This window comes from Acinetobacter sp. YH12142 (assembly GCF_013418435.1).
In the GTDB taxonomy this organism is placed as follows: domain Bacteria; phylum Pseudomonadota; class Gammaproteobacteria; order Pseudomonadales; family Moraxellaceae; genus Acinetobacter; species Acinetobacter amyesii.
In genome coordinates, this window is sequence record NZ_VPCB01000007.1 from 135109 (window position 1) to 152419 (window position 17311).

The 17311-nt window shown below is 42.9% G+C and carries 18 protein-coding genes and 5 tRNA genes; 9 read left to right on the top strand and 14 right to left on the bottom strand.

The annotated features are described in order from the left end of the window. The 5 genes from FTU77_RS07465 to FTU77_RS07485 are packed head-to-tail and all read left to right on the top strand — an operon-like array spanning position 1 to position 3383. The gene (locus FTU77_RS07465; protein ID WP_078189407.1) at positions 1-366 is read left to right on the top strand and encodes a Na+/H+ antiporter subunit C; all 366 of its coding nucleotides are present in this window, start codon (positions 1-3) and stop codon (positions 364-366) included. Next, the gene (locus FTU77_RS07470) at positions 366-2174 is read left to right on the top strand and encodes a monovalent cation/H+ antiporter subunit D (RefSeq protein ID WP_180055451.1); all 1809 of its coding nucleotides are present in this window, start codon (positions 366-368) and stop codon (positions 2172-2174) included. Before FTU77_RS07465 ends, FTU77_RS07470 begins: the two co-directional genes overlap by 1 nt. A 1-nt stretch (position 2175) precedes the next feature. Continuing rightward, positions 2176-2697, top strand: a complete 522-nt coding sequence (locus FTU77_RS07475; protein WP_168378198.1) for a Na+/H+ antiporter subunit E — start codon at positions 2176-2178, stop codon at positions 2695-2697. Beyond that, on the top strand, positions 2694-2969 hold the full coding sequence (locus FTU77_RS07480) for a monovalent cation/H+ antiporter subunit F (protein ID WP_078189410.1): 276 nt from the start codon (positions 2694-2696) through the stop codon (positions 2967-2969). Before FTU77_RS07475 ends, FTU77_RS07480 begins: the two co-directional genes overlap by 4 nt. 12 nt (positions 2970-2981) lie before the next feature. Further along, positions 2982-3383 carry a Na+/H+ antiporter subunit G gene (locus FTU77_RS07485; protein ID WP_168378199.1) on the top strand — a complete coding sequence of 134 codons (402 nt, stop codon included), beginning with the start codon at positions 2982-2984 and terminating at the stop codon, positions 3381-3383. An 18-nt stretch (positions 3384-3401) separates the two neighbouring features. On the opposite strand, the gene FTU77_RS07490 is transcribed toward FTU77_RS07485, so the two are convergent. The 13 genes from FTU77_RS07490 to tpiA form a co-directional block, all read right to left on the bottom strand. Beyond that, positions 3402-3785 carry a hypothetical protein gene (locus FTU77_RS07490; protein WP_180055452.1) on the bottom strand — a complete coding sequence of 128 codons (384 nt, stop codon included), beginning with the start codon at positions 3783-3785 and terminating at the stop codon, positions 3402-3404. Between the two features lie 66 nt (positions 3786-3851). Next, entirely contained in the window at positions 3852-4238 is a 387-nt protein-coding gene (locus FTU77_RS07495) for a type IV pilus biogenesis/stability protein PilW (protein WP_180055453.1), read from the bottom strand. A gap of 169 nt (positions 4239-4407) precedes the next feature. Continuing rightward, positions 4408-4815: a ribosome-binding factor A gene (locus tag FTU77_RS07500; protein WP_078189413.1), complete on the bottom strand. Its 408-nt coding sequence runs from the start codon at positions 4813-4815 to the stop codon at positions 4408-4410. After that, positions 4815-7508 (bottom strand): translation initiation factor IF-2, encoded by a 2694-nt coding sequence (infB, locus tag FTU77_RS07505; protein ID WP_180004671.1) that lies wholly within the window; start codon positions 7506-7508, stop codon positions 4815-4817. The genes FTU77_RS07500 and infB overlap by 1 nt, the downstream gene beginning before the upstream one ends. A gap of 10 nt (positions 7509-7518) precedes the next feature. After that, positions 7519-9003 carry a transcription termination factor NusA gene (gene nusA / locus FTU77_RS07510; protein WP_078192558.1) on the bottom strand — a complete coding sequence of 495 codons (1485 nt, stop codon included), beginning with the start codon at positions 9001-9003 and terminating at the stop codon, positions 7519-7521. 35 nt (positions 9004-9038) lie between these two features. Beyond that, a complete protein-coding gene (gene rimP / locus FTU77_RS07515; protein WP_078189416.1) occupies positions 9039-9563 on the bottom strand; it encodes a ribosome maturation factor RimP in 525 nt (174 codons plus the stop codon). A 216-nt stretch (positions 9564-9779) separates the two neighbouring features. Further along, positions 9780-9856 (bottom strand) — tRNA-Met (locus tag FTU77_RS07520). Between the two features lie 90 nt (positions 9857-9946). Continuing rightward, positions 9947-10023: transfer RNA gene (locus tag FTU77_RS07525), tRNA-Met, on the bottom strand. A 58-nt stretch (positions 10024-10081) separates the two neighbouring features. Beyond that, positions 10082-10158 (bottom strand) — tRNA-Met (locus FTU77_RS07530). A gap of 73 nt (positions 10159-10231) precedes the next feature. Next, a tRNA-Met gene (locus tag FTU77_RS07535) sits at positions 10232-10308 on the bottom strand. A gap of 48 nt (positions 10309-10356) precedes the next feature. Continuing rightward, positions 10357-10441, bottom strand: a tRNA-Leu gene (locus FTU77_RS07540). 52 nt (positions 10442-10493) lie between these two features. Beyond that, positions 10494-10823 carry a preprotein translocase subunit SecG gene (gene secG / locus FTU77_RS07545; RefSeq protein WP_078189417.1) on the bottom strand — a complete coding sequence of 110 codons (330 nt, stop codon included), beginning with the start codon at positions 10821-10823 and terminating at the stop codon, positions 10494-10496. 13 nt (positions 10824-10836) lie between these two features. After that, a complete protein-coding gene (tpiA, locus tag FTU77_RS07550; protein WP_180004673.1) occupies positions 10837-11628 on the bottom strand; it encodes a triose-phosphate isomerase in 792 nt (263 codons plus the stop codon). A 275-nt stretch (positions 11629-11903) separates the two neighbouring features. On the opposite strand from tpiA, the gene pilB reads away from it, so the two are divergent. From pilB to coaE, 4 genes are all read left to right on the top strand, one after another. After that, positions 11904-13613, top strand: a complete 1710-nt coding sequence (pilB, locus tag FTU77_RS07555) for a type IV-A pilus assembly ATPase PilB (protein WP_180055454.1) — start codon at positions 11904-11906, stop codon at positions 13611-13613. Positions 13614-13645: 32 nt separating this feature from the next. Continuing rightward, the gene (locus FTU77_RS07560; RefSeq protein ID WP_180055455.1) at positions 13646-14875 is read left to right on the top strand and encodes a type II secretion system F family protein; all 1230 of its coding nucleotides are present in this window, start codon (positions 13646-13648) and stop codon (positions 14873-14875) included. A gap of 65 nt (positions 14876-14940) precedes the next feature. Continuing rightward, the gene (locus FTU77_RS07565; RefSeq protein ID WP_180055490.1) at positions 14941-15759 is read left to right on the top strand and encodes an A24 family peptidase; all 819 of its coding nucleotides are present in this window, start codon (positions 14941-14943) and stop codon (positions 15757-15759) included. Between the two features lie 9 nt (positions 15760-15768). After that, entirely contained in the window at positions 15769-16371 is a 603-nt protein-coding gene (gene coaE, locus FTU77_RS07570) for a dephospho-CoA kinase (protein ID WP_168378206.1), read from the top strand. 14 nt (positions 16372-16385) lie between these two features. Here the strand turns inward: coaE and FTU77_RS07575 are convergent, their stop codons facing one another. After that, on the bottom strand, positions 16386-17306 hold the full coding sequence (locus FTU77_RS07575) for a DMT family transporter (protein ID WP_373685817.1): 921 nt from the start codon (positions 17304-17306) through the stop codon (positions 16386-16388). Between the last annotated feature and the right edge of the window lie 5 nt (positions 17307-17311).

The window sequence follows — 17311 nt, forward strand, 5'->3', positions numbered from 1 at the left end:
ATGATTAGTTTAGAATTTTTACTCGCTTCAGCCATTGGCTTACTGACCGCAACAGGGGTATACCTGATTTTGCGGGCACGTACCTTTCCTGTCGTGCTGGGTTTAGCCATGATTGGCTATGCTGTGAACTTATTTTTATTTGTCATGGGGCGTATTCATGTCAACGCACCAGCTGTGTTAACGGAAACAACCAAAGCGACCGATCCTTTACCGCAAGCCTTGGTCCTGACCGCCATTGTGATTGGCTTTGCGACCACTGCGTTTATCGTACAATTGGCTCTGCGTAGCCGCTATGAAACTGGAACAGATCATGTGGACTCCAAAGAAGAAATACCGCAAATTGACCCGCGGGAGGATGAGCCATAATGCATGACTTCATCCAATTTTGGACTACGCATAGCCCGATTTTCAGTATTTTAATTCCTGCAATTACTGCATTTATTTTAGTCCTGCTGGGCAACCCCGGTTCTGGCTCGTTGGCGCATGACTGGCGACAACCTTGGCGTCGTGGAATCAGCTATGTTTCTGGCATCCTTGGGCTGATCACATCTATCAGTTATTTGATGATCGCCAGCTCTGGCCAAGTCTTGGTTTATAACCTGAGTGAATGGGCCGCACCGTTTGGTATCGTCTTAGTTCTAGATCGACTCTCAGCATTCATGTTGGTACTGACTTATGGTCTTGCTGTGCCTGTGATGTGGTTTGCCAGCAAAGAATGGGATGAACGTGGTCGTTATTTCCATGCCATGTGCCATTTCTTACTGATGGGTTTGTGTGGTGCGTTCCTAACAGGCGATTTATTTAACCTATTTGTCTTCTTTGAAATCCTGTTGATGGCATCGTACGTTTTGCTCTTACACGGCCAAGGCAAAGCACGTTTTCAATTGGGTATTCATTACGTCACCATTAACCTATTTGCCTCTGCCCTCTTCCTGATTGGACTCGGGATGATTTATGGCAGTGTAGGTAGCTTAAATATGGCAGATGTTGCACGACTTATGCCTTTGCTTGAAGCGGATCAACATCGTATTGCTGTGGCTGGTGCATTGTTACTATTCACTGTCTTTGGCATCAAAGCTGCAATGCTGCCTGTAGGGTTCTGGTTACCGAAGACCTATGCTGTGGCAACCACGCCTGTCGCAGCCTTATTCACCATCATGACCAAGGTCGGCATCTATGCCATTCTCCGTGTCAATGGCACTGTGTTTGACGATGGGATTAGCCGTGAAATCTTACAACAGTGGCTGTTACCGATTGGCTTAGTAACCTCGCTCTATGGTGCTTATGGCGCAATCGGAACGGATCGTTTACGTCGTTTTGTCGGTTTTATGATTTTGTCTTCTATCGGGACAATATTGGTTGCGATTTCACTCTTTAATACGGATGCATGGGCTGCGGGACTTTATTACCTGATTCACAGTACCATCATTGGTGCAGCTTTTTATATTCTCTCGGGTTGGATTACCTCACAACGTGGCGAATTTAAAGATCATTTTAAAATTGCGCCCCGTATGAAACAGCATAATACCGTTGCTGTTTGCTATTTCATCATTGCGTTGATGATGGCTGGTCTACCGCCCTTTAGCGGCTTTTTAGGTAAAGTATTTCTCTTACAAGCAACGGCCAACTCACCTTACCAAATCATGATTATTTTGATTGTATTGTTGGTGAGTTTACTCAGTATTATCGCATTCACCCGAGTTGGTTTTGTGTTTTTCTGGCGTTCATCTCGCCCAGAAGATGATATTGATACTGAAGAATATCAGCGTTATCAGGCTTTGCCGAATAAGGCACCGCTTCGTAATGACAAAACCATTTATCTGCTGTTAACAGCGCTTGTGGGATATATGGTTTTTGCTGCGCCGATCTATGACTATACCTACAAAACTGCACAGCAAATTCAAGACAATCCATTATATGAATCGTTGCTACTGAAAAAGGATGAAGAAGGCCAAATCATCAGTGTTCAACCTTATGATCCTGAAAATTTACCTGAAACCAAATATGGTGGTGAATCAGCCGATCCAAATGCACACCTCATTCCTGCATTGATCGCACCTGAAACTCTACATGGCGAGCATATTTCTGAGTACAAGCAACGCCAAATTCAGGGACAGCAACAAGAAGAAAAACTACCTGAAGAGACCCAACTAAAACCGATGGAGGCACCTTAACATGGCGAAAACATCTGTATTAAATCGCTGGTTTCCGCATCCATTGGTTTCAGTCATGGTTGGCCTGAGCTGGGTCATGTTAGCGCACAGTCTAGATGCGGCCACACTCTGCATGGCCTTGGTTTTAGCCATTGTTATTCCGCGATTGGTTCGCCCTTTTATTGACCGAACGCCGAATATCAACTGGCTGGCAGCATGTAAATTATTCTTTGTGGTGTTATGGGATATTATTGTCAGTAATATCCATGTTGCAAAACTCGTCCTTGGTCCGACACATAAACTGCACCCGAAATGGTTCCGTGTCCCTCTCGATACACAGCATGAGGAAGTCAATTCTTTACTTGCGATGATCATCACCACCACACCCGGTACGGTGTCTGCCGGGATTGACCAAGATCGTGGTGATATTTTGGTCCATGCGCTGAGCACGGATGATCCTGAAGCGGAAATTCAAACCATTAAAGAGCGCTATGAACGCCCTCTCATCCTCATTTTTGGCGCTGATACAGGAGAATCCGCATGACAATTTTACCGTATGCGCTTGGCATCTGTTTAGTTGCTGTGACGATCTCGATGTTACTGTGCCTCATCCGCTTGGTGATGGGACCCTCAATCGTAGACCGGCTACTTGCTTTAGATACCTTATTCTTAAATGCTACCTGTTTAATTGTCATTTTAGGTATTTATTGGGCAAGTACATCAATGTTTGAAGGGGCATTATTGGTTGCCATGCTTGGGTTTGTGTCTACAGCCGCTTTAGCACGCTATTTCACCACTGGCCACGTGATCGACTAGGAGTCCATTAATATGCAATTAGTCATGGAAATTTTGGTCTCGATTTTTTTGGTTATTGGCGCTTTTTTCATGTTGGTCGGCGGTATTGGCATGGTTCGCCTACCCGACTTATTTATGCGTCTGCACGCACCGACCAAATCGAGCACCTTAGGATTAGGAAGTTTTCTAATCGCTGCAATTATTTATGCGGCATTTCAAGGCCGTTTTGGTTTTGCAGAGATCTTGATCACGCTCTTTGCCTTTATTACAGCACCGGTTTCTGCAAACCTTATGGCGCAAGCAGCCTTACATTTAAGACTTCGCTCGATGAGTGGTGATGCACCAGAAGCGCTCAATCGCCCTCTTCCTTGGCAACGAACTCGCCGCCGTGCCTTTCACTCTAAAGTCCATTCAAAACCGGAAGATCTGGATTAAATCCAGATCTAGTTTTGATTATGCCTTCGAGCTAAAAAAATCTTTGATTCGCATCCACATTTTTTCAAATACGCTGCTTTGAGCCATATATTGCAAACGCTTTTGGTTATATGGCGTCGTCTTTAATCCATATTTTTCTGCTAAATCAATCAGTATATTTGTTTCATAACGACTTTGAAAATGATCAGACCAATTAGGCTGATATTGACTCATCTCAAGATTCGCCAATTCATAAAACAACTGCGCCATCACGGCATCCTGTCTTGAAACAAAATTTTTCCGCTCATTAATCTGTAAACTGGCCTGCTCTCGTATAGCATCATATTCTGCTGTTGTGAGTTTTTGCTCATTCTTCCAGTGCGCATCAGGTACATAACCTGTTCCATAATGTACATTCAACAATAGATATTCATGAAAATATTTTGCCGTCGCACGTTTTTCTTTGACTGTTAAAATATTCAGATGAATCTATTCACTGCCAAGATGTATCGATGGATCACGCTTCATACCTTCAGCAATCCATTTTTTGGCCTGTGAAATATTGCCGATCAACTCATAAGCGGTGCCTAAATTCACTGCCGTCTTCGGTAAACCTGGATGCTCATTTTCAATTGCACGTAAAACCTTAATGGCTAAATCATAACGGCCTGCGTAGATCTGATGTACGGCATAATCATTTTCTGCCTGATAGTCTATTGGGCTAGGATGCCTTGAGACAAAGTTCTTCAAATTTTCGTCATGATGTTCTTCGCGTTGATTTTCTTTTTCTGAATCAAATGTATAAAAATCTTCTACATAGGTATTTAGACATGCCCAACTTGGCATAGTGATGAGTAATATGCTGCTCAATAACATGATTTTTTTCATTATATTGTTTGTACAGACTGGACTATCCAATGTCATTTTCAACCTGAGTTTTATCATCTAGTTATAATTATGTGTGTTATTGGGTATTTTTAACGTGATGACTATTCAAACATAAAAAAGCCACCCGAAGGTGGCTTTTTTCATTCAGCGAACTGAATTATTCATCATCTTTTTTTGCTTCGTCAGTAGGAGGTAAGTCCTTGACCGCTTCCGCAATTAGACCAAACATATAGTTGCCATAAGCATTTGTTTTGTCGTAATGGAAACGCAAACGTGGCGTAATACGTGTTTTGATACGACGACTCAGTTCATGACGCAAGAAGCCAGATGCTTTATTTAAAACATCTAAAGTTTCTTTATTTGCAGCTTCACTTTGCTCATCGCCTAGCTCACGACCCATTACAGTCACATAAACTTCGGCATATCCTAAGTCTGGGCTCACCTTCACGGCAGAGATGGTCACGAGACCACCTAAGCGTGGATCTTTCAGCTCCTGACGGATCAGTTCTGACAACTCACGTTGTACTGTATCCGCCATACGCTTCAGACGTTGACTACCCGCCATTAAAGACTCCGTTTAATTAATTGAACATCGTACACTTCAATCTTATCTTGTGCTTTGATGTCTTTATAGCCTTTCACCGCAAGACCACATTCCATACCGGCACGAACTTCTTCAACCACATCTTTGTAGCGACGAAGAGATTCAAGCTCACCTTGGAATACCACCACGTCATCACGTAATACGCGAATCGGTTTATTACGGTGTAATGTACCTTCAAGTACCATACAACCTGCAGCAGCACCGAATTTACTTGAGTGGAACACTTCACGTACTTCAGCCACACCCAGAATTGTTTCACGGTGTTCAGGCGCCAATTTACCGCTCATCGCATCTTTCACATCATCAATTAATTGATAGATGATCGAGTAGTAACGAATGTCGATACCATCAGCATCAGCTTTTTGACGTGCAGTATTATCAGCACGTACGTTAAAGCCGAGAAGAACCGCTTCTGAAGATTCAGCAAGTGTTACGTCAGACTCAGTGATCGCACCAACACCTGAACCAATAATACGTACTTTCACTTCATCAGTTGCAAGTTCAGCAAGTGCAACGTGTAATGCTTCTAAAGTACCACGTACGTCTGTTTTCAATACCACGTTGACAATAGGCACATCTTTCTTACCCATAGACGCCATGATATTTTCAAGACGCATCGCAGATTGACGTTCAAGACGTTTTTGACGTTCACGATCCATACGCGCATCAGCAACTTCACGTGCTTTTTTCTCGTCATTTACAACAAGAACTTCATCACCTGCCATTGGCGCTTCTGGTAGACCCAAGATTTCCACAGGAATCGAAGGACCAGCAGATTTAATACGTTGACCATTTTCATCTGTCATCGCACGTACACGACCGTATGACGAACCTGCAAGAACAAGGTCACCCACTTTCAATGTACCGTTTTGAACAAGAATCGATGTTACCGCACCACGCCCTTTGTCTACACGTGCTTCAATTACAACACCTTGTGCTGCACCCTCTTCAGATGCTTTAAGCTCAAGAAGTTCGGCTTGAATTGAGATCAAGTCAAGAAGTTCGTCGATACCTGCACCGCTGTGCGCAGAAACCATTGCCACTGGAACGTCACCGCCCCATTGCTCAGGTACGATTTCTTTCGTCGTCAACTCATTCAATACGCGATCTGGATCAGCAGACTCTTTATCCATTTTGTTGATAGCAACAATAATTGGCGTACCTGCTGCACGTGCATGGTCAATCGCTTCCGCAGTTTGTGGCATAACACCATCATCTGCTGCAACAACCAACACTACGATATCTGTAGATTTCGCACCACGTGAACGCATTGCAGTAAATGCTGCGTGTCCCGGTGTATCTAAGAAAGTAATAATACCTTTTTCAGTTTTCACATGGTAAGCACCAATATGCTGTGTGATACCACCTGCTTCACCTGCAGCCACTTTAGAGCGACGAATACGGTCAAGAAGTGATGTTTTACCATGGTCAACGTGACCCATAATTGTCACAACTGGCGGACGAGTGGTTTGGACACCACGCGCTTCTTCAGCTGCTTCAAGTAAGTTGTCTTCTGCTTGAGTATCAGAAACCAATACTGGGTTATGACCCATTTCTTCAACAACAAGTGCTGCAATTTCTTGATCAATCGCTTGGTTTTGAGTAACCAATTCGCCCATTTTCATGAGTGATTTGATAACTTCGCGAACTTTAACCGCCATTTTCGCAGCCAAGTCAGCAACAACAATTGTTTCACCAATTTCAACATCATAAACTTGTTTTTTAACTGGTTTTTCAAAGCCATGCTTGTTCGCTTGACTTGTTTTTAAACCACGTTTATGTGAGTTATCACGGAAAGATTGCTCTTCGCCACGACGACCACCTTTTTTAGGTGAACGTGAATTGTTGGTATTGGTACCACGTTTAATTTCACGGTCTTCTTTCGCAAATGAATCTTCATATGCCTGACCTACAAGGCCGGCAGCAAGCGGAGAATCATCTACAACACGAATGGTCGCAGTAGTGTCTTCGTTAGAATACTTAGACGCCATTTGACGCATTTGCTCAAGCGTACGTTGTTGCGCTTCTTCAGCGGCTTTACGACGCGCCGCTTCTTCTACAGCTTTCAATTGTGCTGCTTGAGCTTCACGTGCTTTTTTCTGTTCTAGAGTTTCAACAGGTTTTGTAATTGGCTTGTTGTTTGACTTACGTTTTACAACAACCGCAGCTTTCGGTGTTTCTTGCTTCGCATGTTCTTGCTTCGCAGCAGCGCGCATTGCTTCTAAAGCTTGTTTCGCTTTAGATACTGGTTGTTGCTTCGGTTCTTCAGCTTTCGCTTCAACCTTAGGTTCCTGTTTACGTGCTTGTTGGTCAGCTTGTGCTTTCGCTAATGCTTCAGCTTTAATTTGCTCAGGATCCGGTTTAACAAATGTATGTTTCTTACGAACTTCTACATTAATCGTTTTTGCCTTGCCCGATGTACTCGCCACTTTAGCAGTACTGGTAGTTTTACGTTTCAACGTGATTTGTCCTGCATTGCCCGCATCCTGACCATGAACTTTTTTCAAATGGTTAACGAGGGCATTTTGTTGTTCAGTGGAGATAATATCGTCAGGTTTAGTTTGTGGTAAACCCGCATCACGAACCTGTTCCAGTAGCTTCTCAACTGGACGACCCACGTTGAGAGCTAACTCCTTAATCGACTTGTCCGTCATATATTACCTCCTAGTTAAACCATGATTCGCGCGCTTTCATAATAAGTTGACCTGCTTTTTCAGCACCTAAACCTTCGATATCAGAGATATCGTCAGTGGCTTGATCTGCAAGATCATCTACAGTTACCACACCGCGAGCGGCAAGCGCATATGCGATTTCTTTAGTCACGCCTTCCATTGCAGCAAGCTCTTCGCTTGGCTCTTGGATGTTTTCTTGTTGCTTCAATGCATCAGCCAATGCAATTTCTTTTGCACGACCTTGCAGCATTTCAACAGTTTCAGCATCAAGTTCGATCTCATCGAATGTTTCCGCAGGAACATACGCGATTTCTTCTAATGATGTGAAACCCATTTCAACTAACGCCATCGCTAAGTCTTCATCAATATCTAGACGTGTAACAAACATATCTAAATATTGTTGCGCTTCGTTTTGTTGGCGTGCGTGATATTCTTCTTCAAGCATCATATTGAGCTTGTAACCAGTCAATTCAGATGCTAAGCGTACGTTTTGACCTTGAGAGCCAATTGCACGCGCTAACTGATCACTCGTTGCAAAAATAATATCTGCAGTACGTTCTTCTTCATCAATCACGATACCTGATACATCAGCAGGCTCTAAAGCACTTGCAATGTACTGTGCCGCGTCATCCGACCAAACGACTACATCAATACGCTCACCATTTAACTCTGACTGAACCGCTTGGATACGTGTACCACGCATACCAATACATGCACCTACAGGATCAATACGGTGATCGTTTGTTTTCACAGCGATTTTAGCACGAACGCCAGGTTGGCGTGCAGCTGCCTTAATCTCAATGATTTCTTCAGCAATTTCAGGAATTTCTTTCTTCATCAATGCGATGAGCATTTCTGGTTTAGAACGAGAAAGTAATAACTGAGCACCACGGCCTTCACGGTTTACGTTAAACAAAATCGCGTTTACACGTTGTTTAGGACGTAGAATTTCTTTAGCGATCATTTCTTCACGCGCAAGATATGCTTCTGCATTGTCACCTAAATCAATGATAAAGCCATCTTTGGTTTGTTTTTTCACTTCACCGTAGATGAGTTCACCAACTTTAGACTCGTAAGCATCTGCAATTAATGCACGTTCTGCTTCACGAATTTTTTGAACAATCACTTGTTTCGCAATTTGTGCCGCAATACGACCGAAATCAATCGATTCAACTTCAAGTTCACGAATATCACCAATTGCCCATTTTGCAGGATCTACATCAGAGATCGCATCTTGGCATGCTGGCATTTCGTGATCTTCGTCGGCAACCACTTCCCATTGACGGAAAGTACGGTAATCACCAGTACGACGGTCGATTTCTACACGTAGACGAGCTTCTTCCGAGTGAGTTCCCTCGTAGAATTTCTTCTTAGTCGCTGCAACTAAAGCTTGTTCAAGCGCTTCAAAAATTGCATCACGACTTACACCTTTTTCGTTACTAACCGTTTCTACTACGGTAAGAATTTCACGAGCCATAAGTCACCTATTCGTTCAGATTCTTATTTATTAAATTAATCTTGGAAAACCAGATTTGCTTTATCAATATTGTGGCTGTCAATATCCAACACTTGTTGCTTTTCAACTTCAACCTGAATCATTTCGCTTTCAAGGTCTACGCTTACAAGTTTGGCTTGGAATTTACGACGATTATCCACAGCACTGATCAAACGCAAAGCGACTTGCTGACCAATGTATGCCGTCATTTGTTCCAATTTAAAGAACTGACGATCCCAACCTGGAGATGACACTTCCAATGCATATTCGCCTGAAATTGGATCATGTACATCCAACATCGCACCCACTTGCTGAGTGACACGAACACAGTCCTGCACGCCGATACCACGGCCTTGCTCAACTTCACCATCTTCATTGATGACAGGTTCTGCATTTTCATCAACTTCACGGTCGATATAAATACGTAACAGTGAACGTTTTCCTTGAGGTTGGAAATCAATCCCCCAAAGTTCTACATCACATGCTTGCACCGCTGGGGCAATTAAGTCCTGAAGTGCTTGAGTTTTATTTGATAGCTTCATTTACTCTCGTCAAATTTGTGCGATTCGATGGTCGAAATGACCACTACAGACCAATGCAAAACTATAGTAGTAGTGAAACATGACGGTTTGACCAAAATACTGTCGACACTACACGATAGCCAATAAAAAAGGGCGTAAATCGCCCCATTATTACACAGAAAACCATAGTCCACTGTGCAAAAAGGCCCACCTAGTTGTGAGCCTCTTTTAGAAACTTGGTAGCGGGAGCTGGATTTGAACCAACGACCTTCGGGTTATGAGCCCGACGAGCTACCAGACTGCTCCATCCCGCATCAACATGCAAAAATTATATACAATTTCTTGGTCATTTTCAATCTAAAACAACCTGAAGAATTGCCCTACTGAGTTGCATCTCAGAGGATTGGTAGCGGGAGCTGGATTTGAACCAACGACCTTCGGGTTATGAGCCCGACGAGCTACCAGACTGCTCCATCCCGCATCAACATCACAATGGCTTTCAGATAAACTGCTTATATAGATTGTGTGCTATATAAGATTGGTAGCGGGGGCTGGATTTGAACCAACGACCTTCGGGTTATGAGCCCGACGAGCTACCAGACTGCTCCACCCCGCATCAATATGCAAATAGTTCTCTCAGCTTTAAAAGCTGTCCATTTAAAAGTTTGCATCTTAAAAATAGAATTGATTGGTAGCGGGAGCTGGATTTGAACCAACGACCTTCGGGTTATGAGCCCGACGAGCTACCAGACTGCTCCATCCCGCATCAACAGAGTTTTGCTGCATACACCAACTTATGTTCTGGATTATAAGTTGGTGCGGAAGGGGGGACTTGAACCCCCACGCCCGAAAGCACTACCACCTCAAGGTAGCGTGTCTACCAATTCCACCACCACCGCAGCTGTGACGCATTCTAGTCGCAACACATCAAAAAAGAAAGCGTTAAATAAATTATTCAGAGCTTTTTGGTGCAGTTGGCGAAGTTTCAGCCGATTTTGCTGGCGCAGTCGGTACTGAAGAAATCGCATTCAGACTATAAGCATCTGTCGTTTGTTTCTTTGCAAACACAGCAAGTGTCAAGCTCGTAACAAAGAACAAAGCCGTTAAAATCGCAGTCAAACGGGTCATAAAGTTACCCGAACCAGATGCACCAAATACAGTTGCAGCACCGCCGCCACCAAAAGATGCACCCGCATCTGCGCCTTTACCATGCTGAACTAAAATCAGCACGATCATTAAAATCGCTAAGATAATATGTACCACCAGCACAAACGTATGCATGCTGAACTCCTAATTATTTTGTATTTGCAAATGCTTGAGCAATTTTATAAAACGACTCTGCATTTAATGATGCACCACCGACGAGCGCACCATTGATATCTGGACAGGCTGCCAACTCTACTGCATTTTCAGGTTTTACACTACCACCATAAAGAATTGCAGTATGAAGTCCCATTGGGGTGATTTGGCTTAAACCTTCACGAATTTTAGCATGCATCGCTTGTGCATCTTCAGGTGACGCTGTTTTCCCTGTGCCAATGGCCCAAATTGGCTCATAAGCCACCACAATTTGTTTCCACTGCTCTGCTTGTACGACAGCAGCAATATCACATATTTGTTGTAACACAACTTGTTCTGCTTGGCCGCTTTCACGTTGTTCTAAGCTTTCACCCACGCAATAAATCACAGTCAAACCCGCGTTTAATGCATTTTTTACTTTTTCATTAATGATATGCGGTTGATCAGCAAAAATTTCACGGCGTTCTGAATGACCAATCAGTACAAATTCAACACCATAATCTTTTAATAGCTCAGCACTGAGCTCACCCGTATATGCACCTGTACCTGCGACGCGAGAAACATCTTGTGCAACAGTCATAATATGACGGCTAGCCTGTGCTAATTCATTTTGCACCGTGGTCAGAGCAATAGCTGTTGGTGCAACCCCAATATGGCATGCCGCTTCAGCAATATTTTGTTCATCTAATAATTGCTTAAAATTCTTAAGAAGTGCGCCAGCATCGGCTTGCAATGGGTTCATTTTCCAGTTACCCACTACCCAAGGCGTAATCGTCGAACCCGACATATTTATCCCACATGACAAAGATGAAATCGGGCACATTCTACACGTAATTCATAATTTTGAAGATAAATTTCAACACATTTGCGTGTTCGAATGACTCTAGTCATTCCAAGATCTTCACTTTTCTGTAAAAAAATTAAGCAGATTTAAGGACTGGTTCATGCTTTTTACCAATTCTTAGCTAGTGACAACACTTTAAGATATGGTATTTTTGTGCAACAAAAGTATAATTTTGCTATACCAATTATAAACAGACTGAAGCATAGGCAAGTAAAAGCATGACAGCAGTTCAAGGTTCTTCAAGATTTACGGGGTTTATTCGTCGCTTAGTTGACGAAGGGCATCTGTCTGCCGAAAAAATGCAAACAGCGCTGCAAAATTCAAAAAAGGCTCATCAAGATATCGTGCCGCATTTGATTCAGGAATATCAACTTTCAGCACGCCTGATTGCAGAAACCATCTCGATAGAGTTCGGTGAACCGGTTTTTGATATTTCAACTTATGACACGTCTTTAATCATTCGTGATGAGTTTGAAGATAAGTTAATTACCAAGCATCGTATTTTGCCCATTTTTAAACATGGCAATTTGTTATTCGTTGCGATCAGTAATCCCACCAATATTGAAGCTGTAGATGCTATCCGATTTGGTAGTAAGCTCAATACCGAAACCATTATTGTTGAACATGACAAACTTGAAAAGTTAATTGAACAGAACTTCGCTGAAGAAAGTACTTTTGACTTTGATGATGACTTTGATCTTGATTTAGATAGTGAAACACCCGATCCATCTCAAGAAGATGAAGATGAAGCAACGGGTGATGAAGCACCGATTGTTAAGTACATCAATAAACTACTAGTCGACGCCATTCGCATGGGTGCATCCGACTTACATTTCGAACCCTATGAAAAGTCTTACCGCGTCCGCTACCGTGTCGATGGCGTATTAAGAACAATTACCAATCCGCCCTTGCAGCTCGCTACTCGACTTGCTTCGCGTTTAAAAGTCATGTCACAAATGGACATCTCTGAAAAACGTATACCTCAAGACGGTCGTATTAAGTTAAAGCTGTCAAAGAACAAAGCCATCGACTTCCGTGTGAACTCTTTGCCGACCTTGTTTGGTGAAAAACTTGTACTGCGTATCCTTGACCCTTCTAGTGCGATGTTAGGGATTGATGCGTTGGGTTATGAACCGGATCAAAAAGAACTGTTCATGCAGGCTTTAGAAAAACCGCAAGGCATGTTGCTCATTACCGGTCCAACGGGTTCCGGTAAAACCGTATCTTTATATACAGGTCTAAACATTCTTAACCGTGAAGATACCAACATTTCAACGGCCGAAGACCCTGTGGAAATTAACTTAGAAGGGATCAATCAGGTCAACGTAAATAATAAAGTCGGCCTCACCTTCTCTGCAGCATTGAAGTCATTCTTACGTCAAGACCCTGATATTGTGATGGTCGGTGAGATTCGAGATTTAGAAACGGCTGAAATTGCCATTAAAGCAGCTCAAACGGGTCATATGGTGATGTCTACACTACATACCAATAGTGCACCTGAAACATTGACACGCTTACGCAATATGGGCGTGCCCTCATTTAACATTGCGACATCCGTGAACCTTGTCATTGCGCAGCGACTTGCGCGTCGCCTATGTTCACAATGTAAAGAAACAGTAGAGGTACCAAAACAAAGTCTACTGGAACTTGGTTTTACTGAAGACGATTTAAATACACCAGAATTTCAAATATACCAACCTGTTGGTTGTGCCGAATGCCGTGAAGGCTATAAAGGTCGTGTCGGTATATATGAAGTCATGAAAGTGACACCTGAAATTTCAAGAATTATTATGGAAGATGGCAATGCCTTACAAATTGCCGAAGCTTCAAATCAAGCAGGTTTTAACAATTTACGCCGTTCAGGCTTAATTAAGGTCATGCAGGGGGTGACTTCACTTCAAGAAGTCAATCGTGTGACCAGTGAGTAAGTGAATTAGTATTTAAAAATAAGGATAAATTCATGGCTGTAAAAAAAGCGCAGATGATGCCAACCTTCAGTTATGAAGGCGTGGATCGCAAAGGGGCGAAAATCAAAGGGGAAATGCCTTCGCGTAATATGGCTTTAGCCAAAGTCACTTTACGTAAGCAAGGCATCACCATTAAAACCATTCGAGAAAAACGCAAAAATATTCTCGAAGGCTTGATGAAAAAGAAAGTATCCACTTTGGATATCACGGTATTCACGCGCCAACTTGCAACCATGATGAAAGCCGGTGTACCGCTCGTTCAGGGTTTTGAAATCGTGGCGGAAGGCCTAGAAAACCCAGCCATGCGTGAAGTGGTCTTGGGGATCAAAGGTGAAGTTGAAGGCGGTAATACCTTTGCTGGTGCGCTGCGCAAATATCCGCAGTATTTCGATAACCTATTTTGCTCCTTGGTTGAATCAGGTGAACAGTCGGGTGCATTGGAAACCATGCTAGACCGTGTTGCCATTTACAAAGAAAAAAGTGAATTGCTTAAGCAAAAAATCAAAAAGGCCATGAAATACCCAGCCACAGTTATTGTGGTCGCGATAATTGTGACCATTATTTTGATGGTGAAAGTTGTACCCGTATTTGAAGGCCTTTTCAGTTCATTTGGTGCAGAACTGCCAGCTTTTACTAAGATGGTTGTCAATATGTCAAATTGGACTAAAGATTATTGGTTTATCATGCTCGTGGTTATTGCAATATTAATTGGTGGGTTTCTAGAAGCAAAAAAACGTAGCAAAGCTTTCCGAGACTTCTTAGACAAAGCTGCACTAAAAGCACCAATTTTTGGTGATTTGGTTTATAAAGCGATTATTGCCCGCTATAGCCGTACCTTGGCAACCACCTTTGCCGCAGGTGTACCTTTAATCGATGCGCTAGAATCAACTGCAGGTGCAACCAACAACGTGGTATATGAAACAGCTGTGTTAAAAATTCGTGAAGATGTGGCGACCGGCCAGCAATTGCAATTCGCCATGCGTGTTACCGATAAATTTCCACCTATGGCAGTCCAAATGGTCGCTATTGGTGAAGAGTCTGGTGCTTTAGATGCCATGCTAGATAAAGTGGCGACACATTATGAGAATGAAGTAGATAATGCTGTAGATGGTTTAACCTCTATGATGGAACCCTTAATTATGGCTATTCTCGGGATTTTAGTAGGGGGGCTTGTTGTCGCAATGTACCTTCCAATCTTCCAAATGGGTTCAGTGGTTGGTTAAAACCAAGAAAAGGAAATATTTTGTTTACTGATTATTTTAGCTACTTAATCAACAACCTAACTGCGATGTATATCGCAGTTGGGATTTTTAGTCTTTGCATCGGTAGTTTTTTGAATGTGGTGATTTACCGCACGCCGAAGATGATGGAACAAGAATGGCGCACAGATTGCCAACTATTTTTGCATCCAGACCAACCGATTATTGATGAAACCAAGATTACCCTGAGTACCCCTGCTTCAACCTGTCCAAAATGTAAAACGCCCATTCGTTGGTATCAAAACATTCCTGTCATCAGTTGGATTGTGTTACGTGGAAAATGTGGAAGTTGCCAAAACCCGATCAGTAGCCGTTATCCACTGATCGAGCTACTCACCATGGTCTGTGCGCTGATTGTTGTTGCAGTTTTTGGTCCAACCATCCAGATGCTGTTTGGTTTGGTGCTGACTTATGTATTGATTGCCTTAACATTTATTGACTTTGACACCCAACTTTTACCTGACCGTTATACCCTTCCTTTGGCTGCACTCGGACTTGGCGTGAATAGCTATGCCATTTATACCTCTGCAACCTCAGCCATTTGGGGATATATCATCGGCTTCTTATGCCTATGGATCGTTTACTATTTATTTAAAATTATCACTGGCAAAGAAGGCATGGGCTATGGTGACTTTAAGCTTTTAGCTGCCTTGGGTGCATGGATGGGCCCTTTCCTGCTTCCACTGATTGTATTACTCTCTTCACTAGTGGGTGCAATCATTGGCATTATTTTGCTCAAAGTTCGTAAAGATAACCAACCTTTTGCATTTGGTCCCTATATTGCCATCGCCGGATGGATCGCCTTTTTATGGGGTGATCAAATTATGAAAATTTATTTGGGTCAGTAAGGTCGTTGTATGACATTTGTCTTGGGTTTAACAGGTGGTATTGGTAGCGGTAAATCTGCTGCAAGCAATTGGTTTGAACTCCAAGGCATTCAAGTCGTCGATGCTGATATCGTTGCACGGGAAGTTGTCGAACCTGGTCAACCCGCACTGAATCAAATTCAGCAACAATTTGGTGATTGGGTTTTACTTGCAAATGGTGAGTTAAATCGGCGTGCATTACGCGAGCATATCTTTAAAGATCCTACAGCACGTCAAGCACTTGAAGCCATTACCCATCCAGCAATACGCCAGTCCATTATCCAACAATTAAACGAAGCCACTAGCCCCTATGTCATCTTGGTTTCGCCGTTATTATTTGAAACCAATCAACATGAATTGGCCAATCACACCTTGCTGATTGATGCCACAGAACAATTGCAAATTCAGCGTGCATCACAGCGTGATGGTCAAAATATCGAGCAAATCCAAAAAATTATTCAAGTTCAAATGTCACGTCAGGAAAAGCAAAAAATTGCAGATGATATCGTGCTGAATGATGGTCATTTAGATCATCTTTATGCGCAGCTTCGACCCTTACATCTCAAGTACTTAGCGCACGCTGAAAAAAGCTAAAGAAAAAAGCAGTCTTACTCAGACTGCTTTTTTTGTTGTTCGAGTTGCTGCTCTAGACTATCCTTTCGTCCCAACCATTTCCACGGTTGAATCGCTCCAATCCCCATCCCGACCAATCCGCACACAATTGCAAAACTTAAGGGTTCATTTAGCAGCGGCACCGCTAAAATCGCAGCAATAAAAGGTGCCAAAGTTACGATACTTCCGGCTTTAAATGTACCTAAGCGCTTGATCGCCTCTACATACGTTAAAGTCGCAATAATCACCACAAAAATACCGTGAAAGATGACTTGCCCAATGAGCTGCAGCGGCTCAGGATCGGACCAATGTTTAGGGAAAAATAGTAGGTAAATTGGTACAAATACCACGGCAGACCAAATCGCAACCCCCGCCATGGCATGCCAAGCAGAGAGCTTCCATTGCTTAAGCAATACCGTAAATATCCCCCACCAAATGGCACTGATAAAAAACAGCAAATCACCCAAACCAAACGCTACACCGGTTTCCACATACATCAGATAGCTCATTAAGCTAATAGCAGAAACCATAATGACCACACTGATCCAGGTATGCTTATCGAGCGGCTGTTTGAAGATCAGAAATGCGGCTATGGCCGTACATAAGGGAATACAACCATTGAGGAAAATTGCAGCATGGGCCGCAGGAGCATAATGAAATGCGCTATAGGCCGTTAAACAATAGGTCACCCCACCGAGCATAGCAAGGATAAAAGGCTCTTTTTTCCATAAAAAAGCCGTATCTTTTTTATAAATCAAAATTGGCATTAAGATGCAAAATGCCAAAGCAAACCTGAGCGCCGTGATATCCCAAGCACTGATTCCCCAATTGGCGCTTAAACGCGCCGTTAAGGTAAATCCACCCCAAATACACATGGTAATGAACACATATAAATAACCTTGCTTTTGAGGAGACATCATCA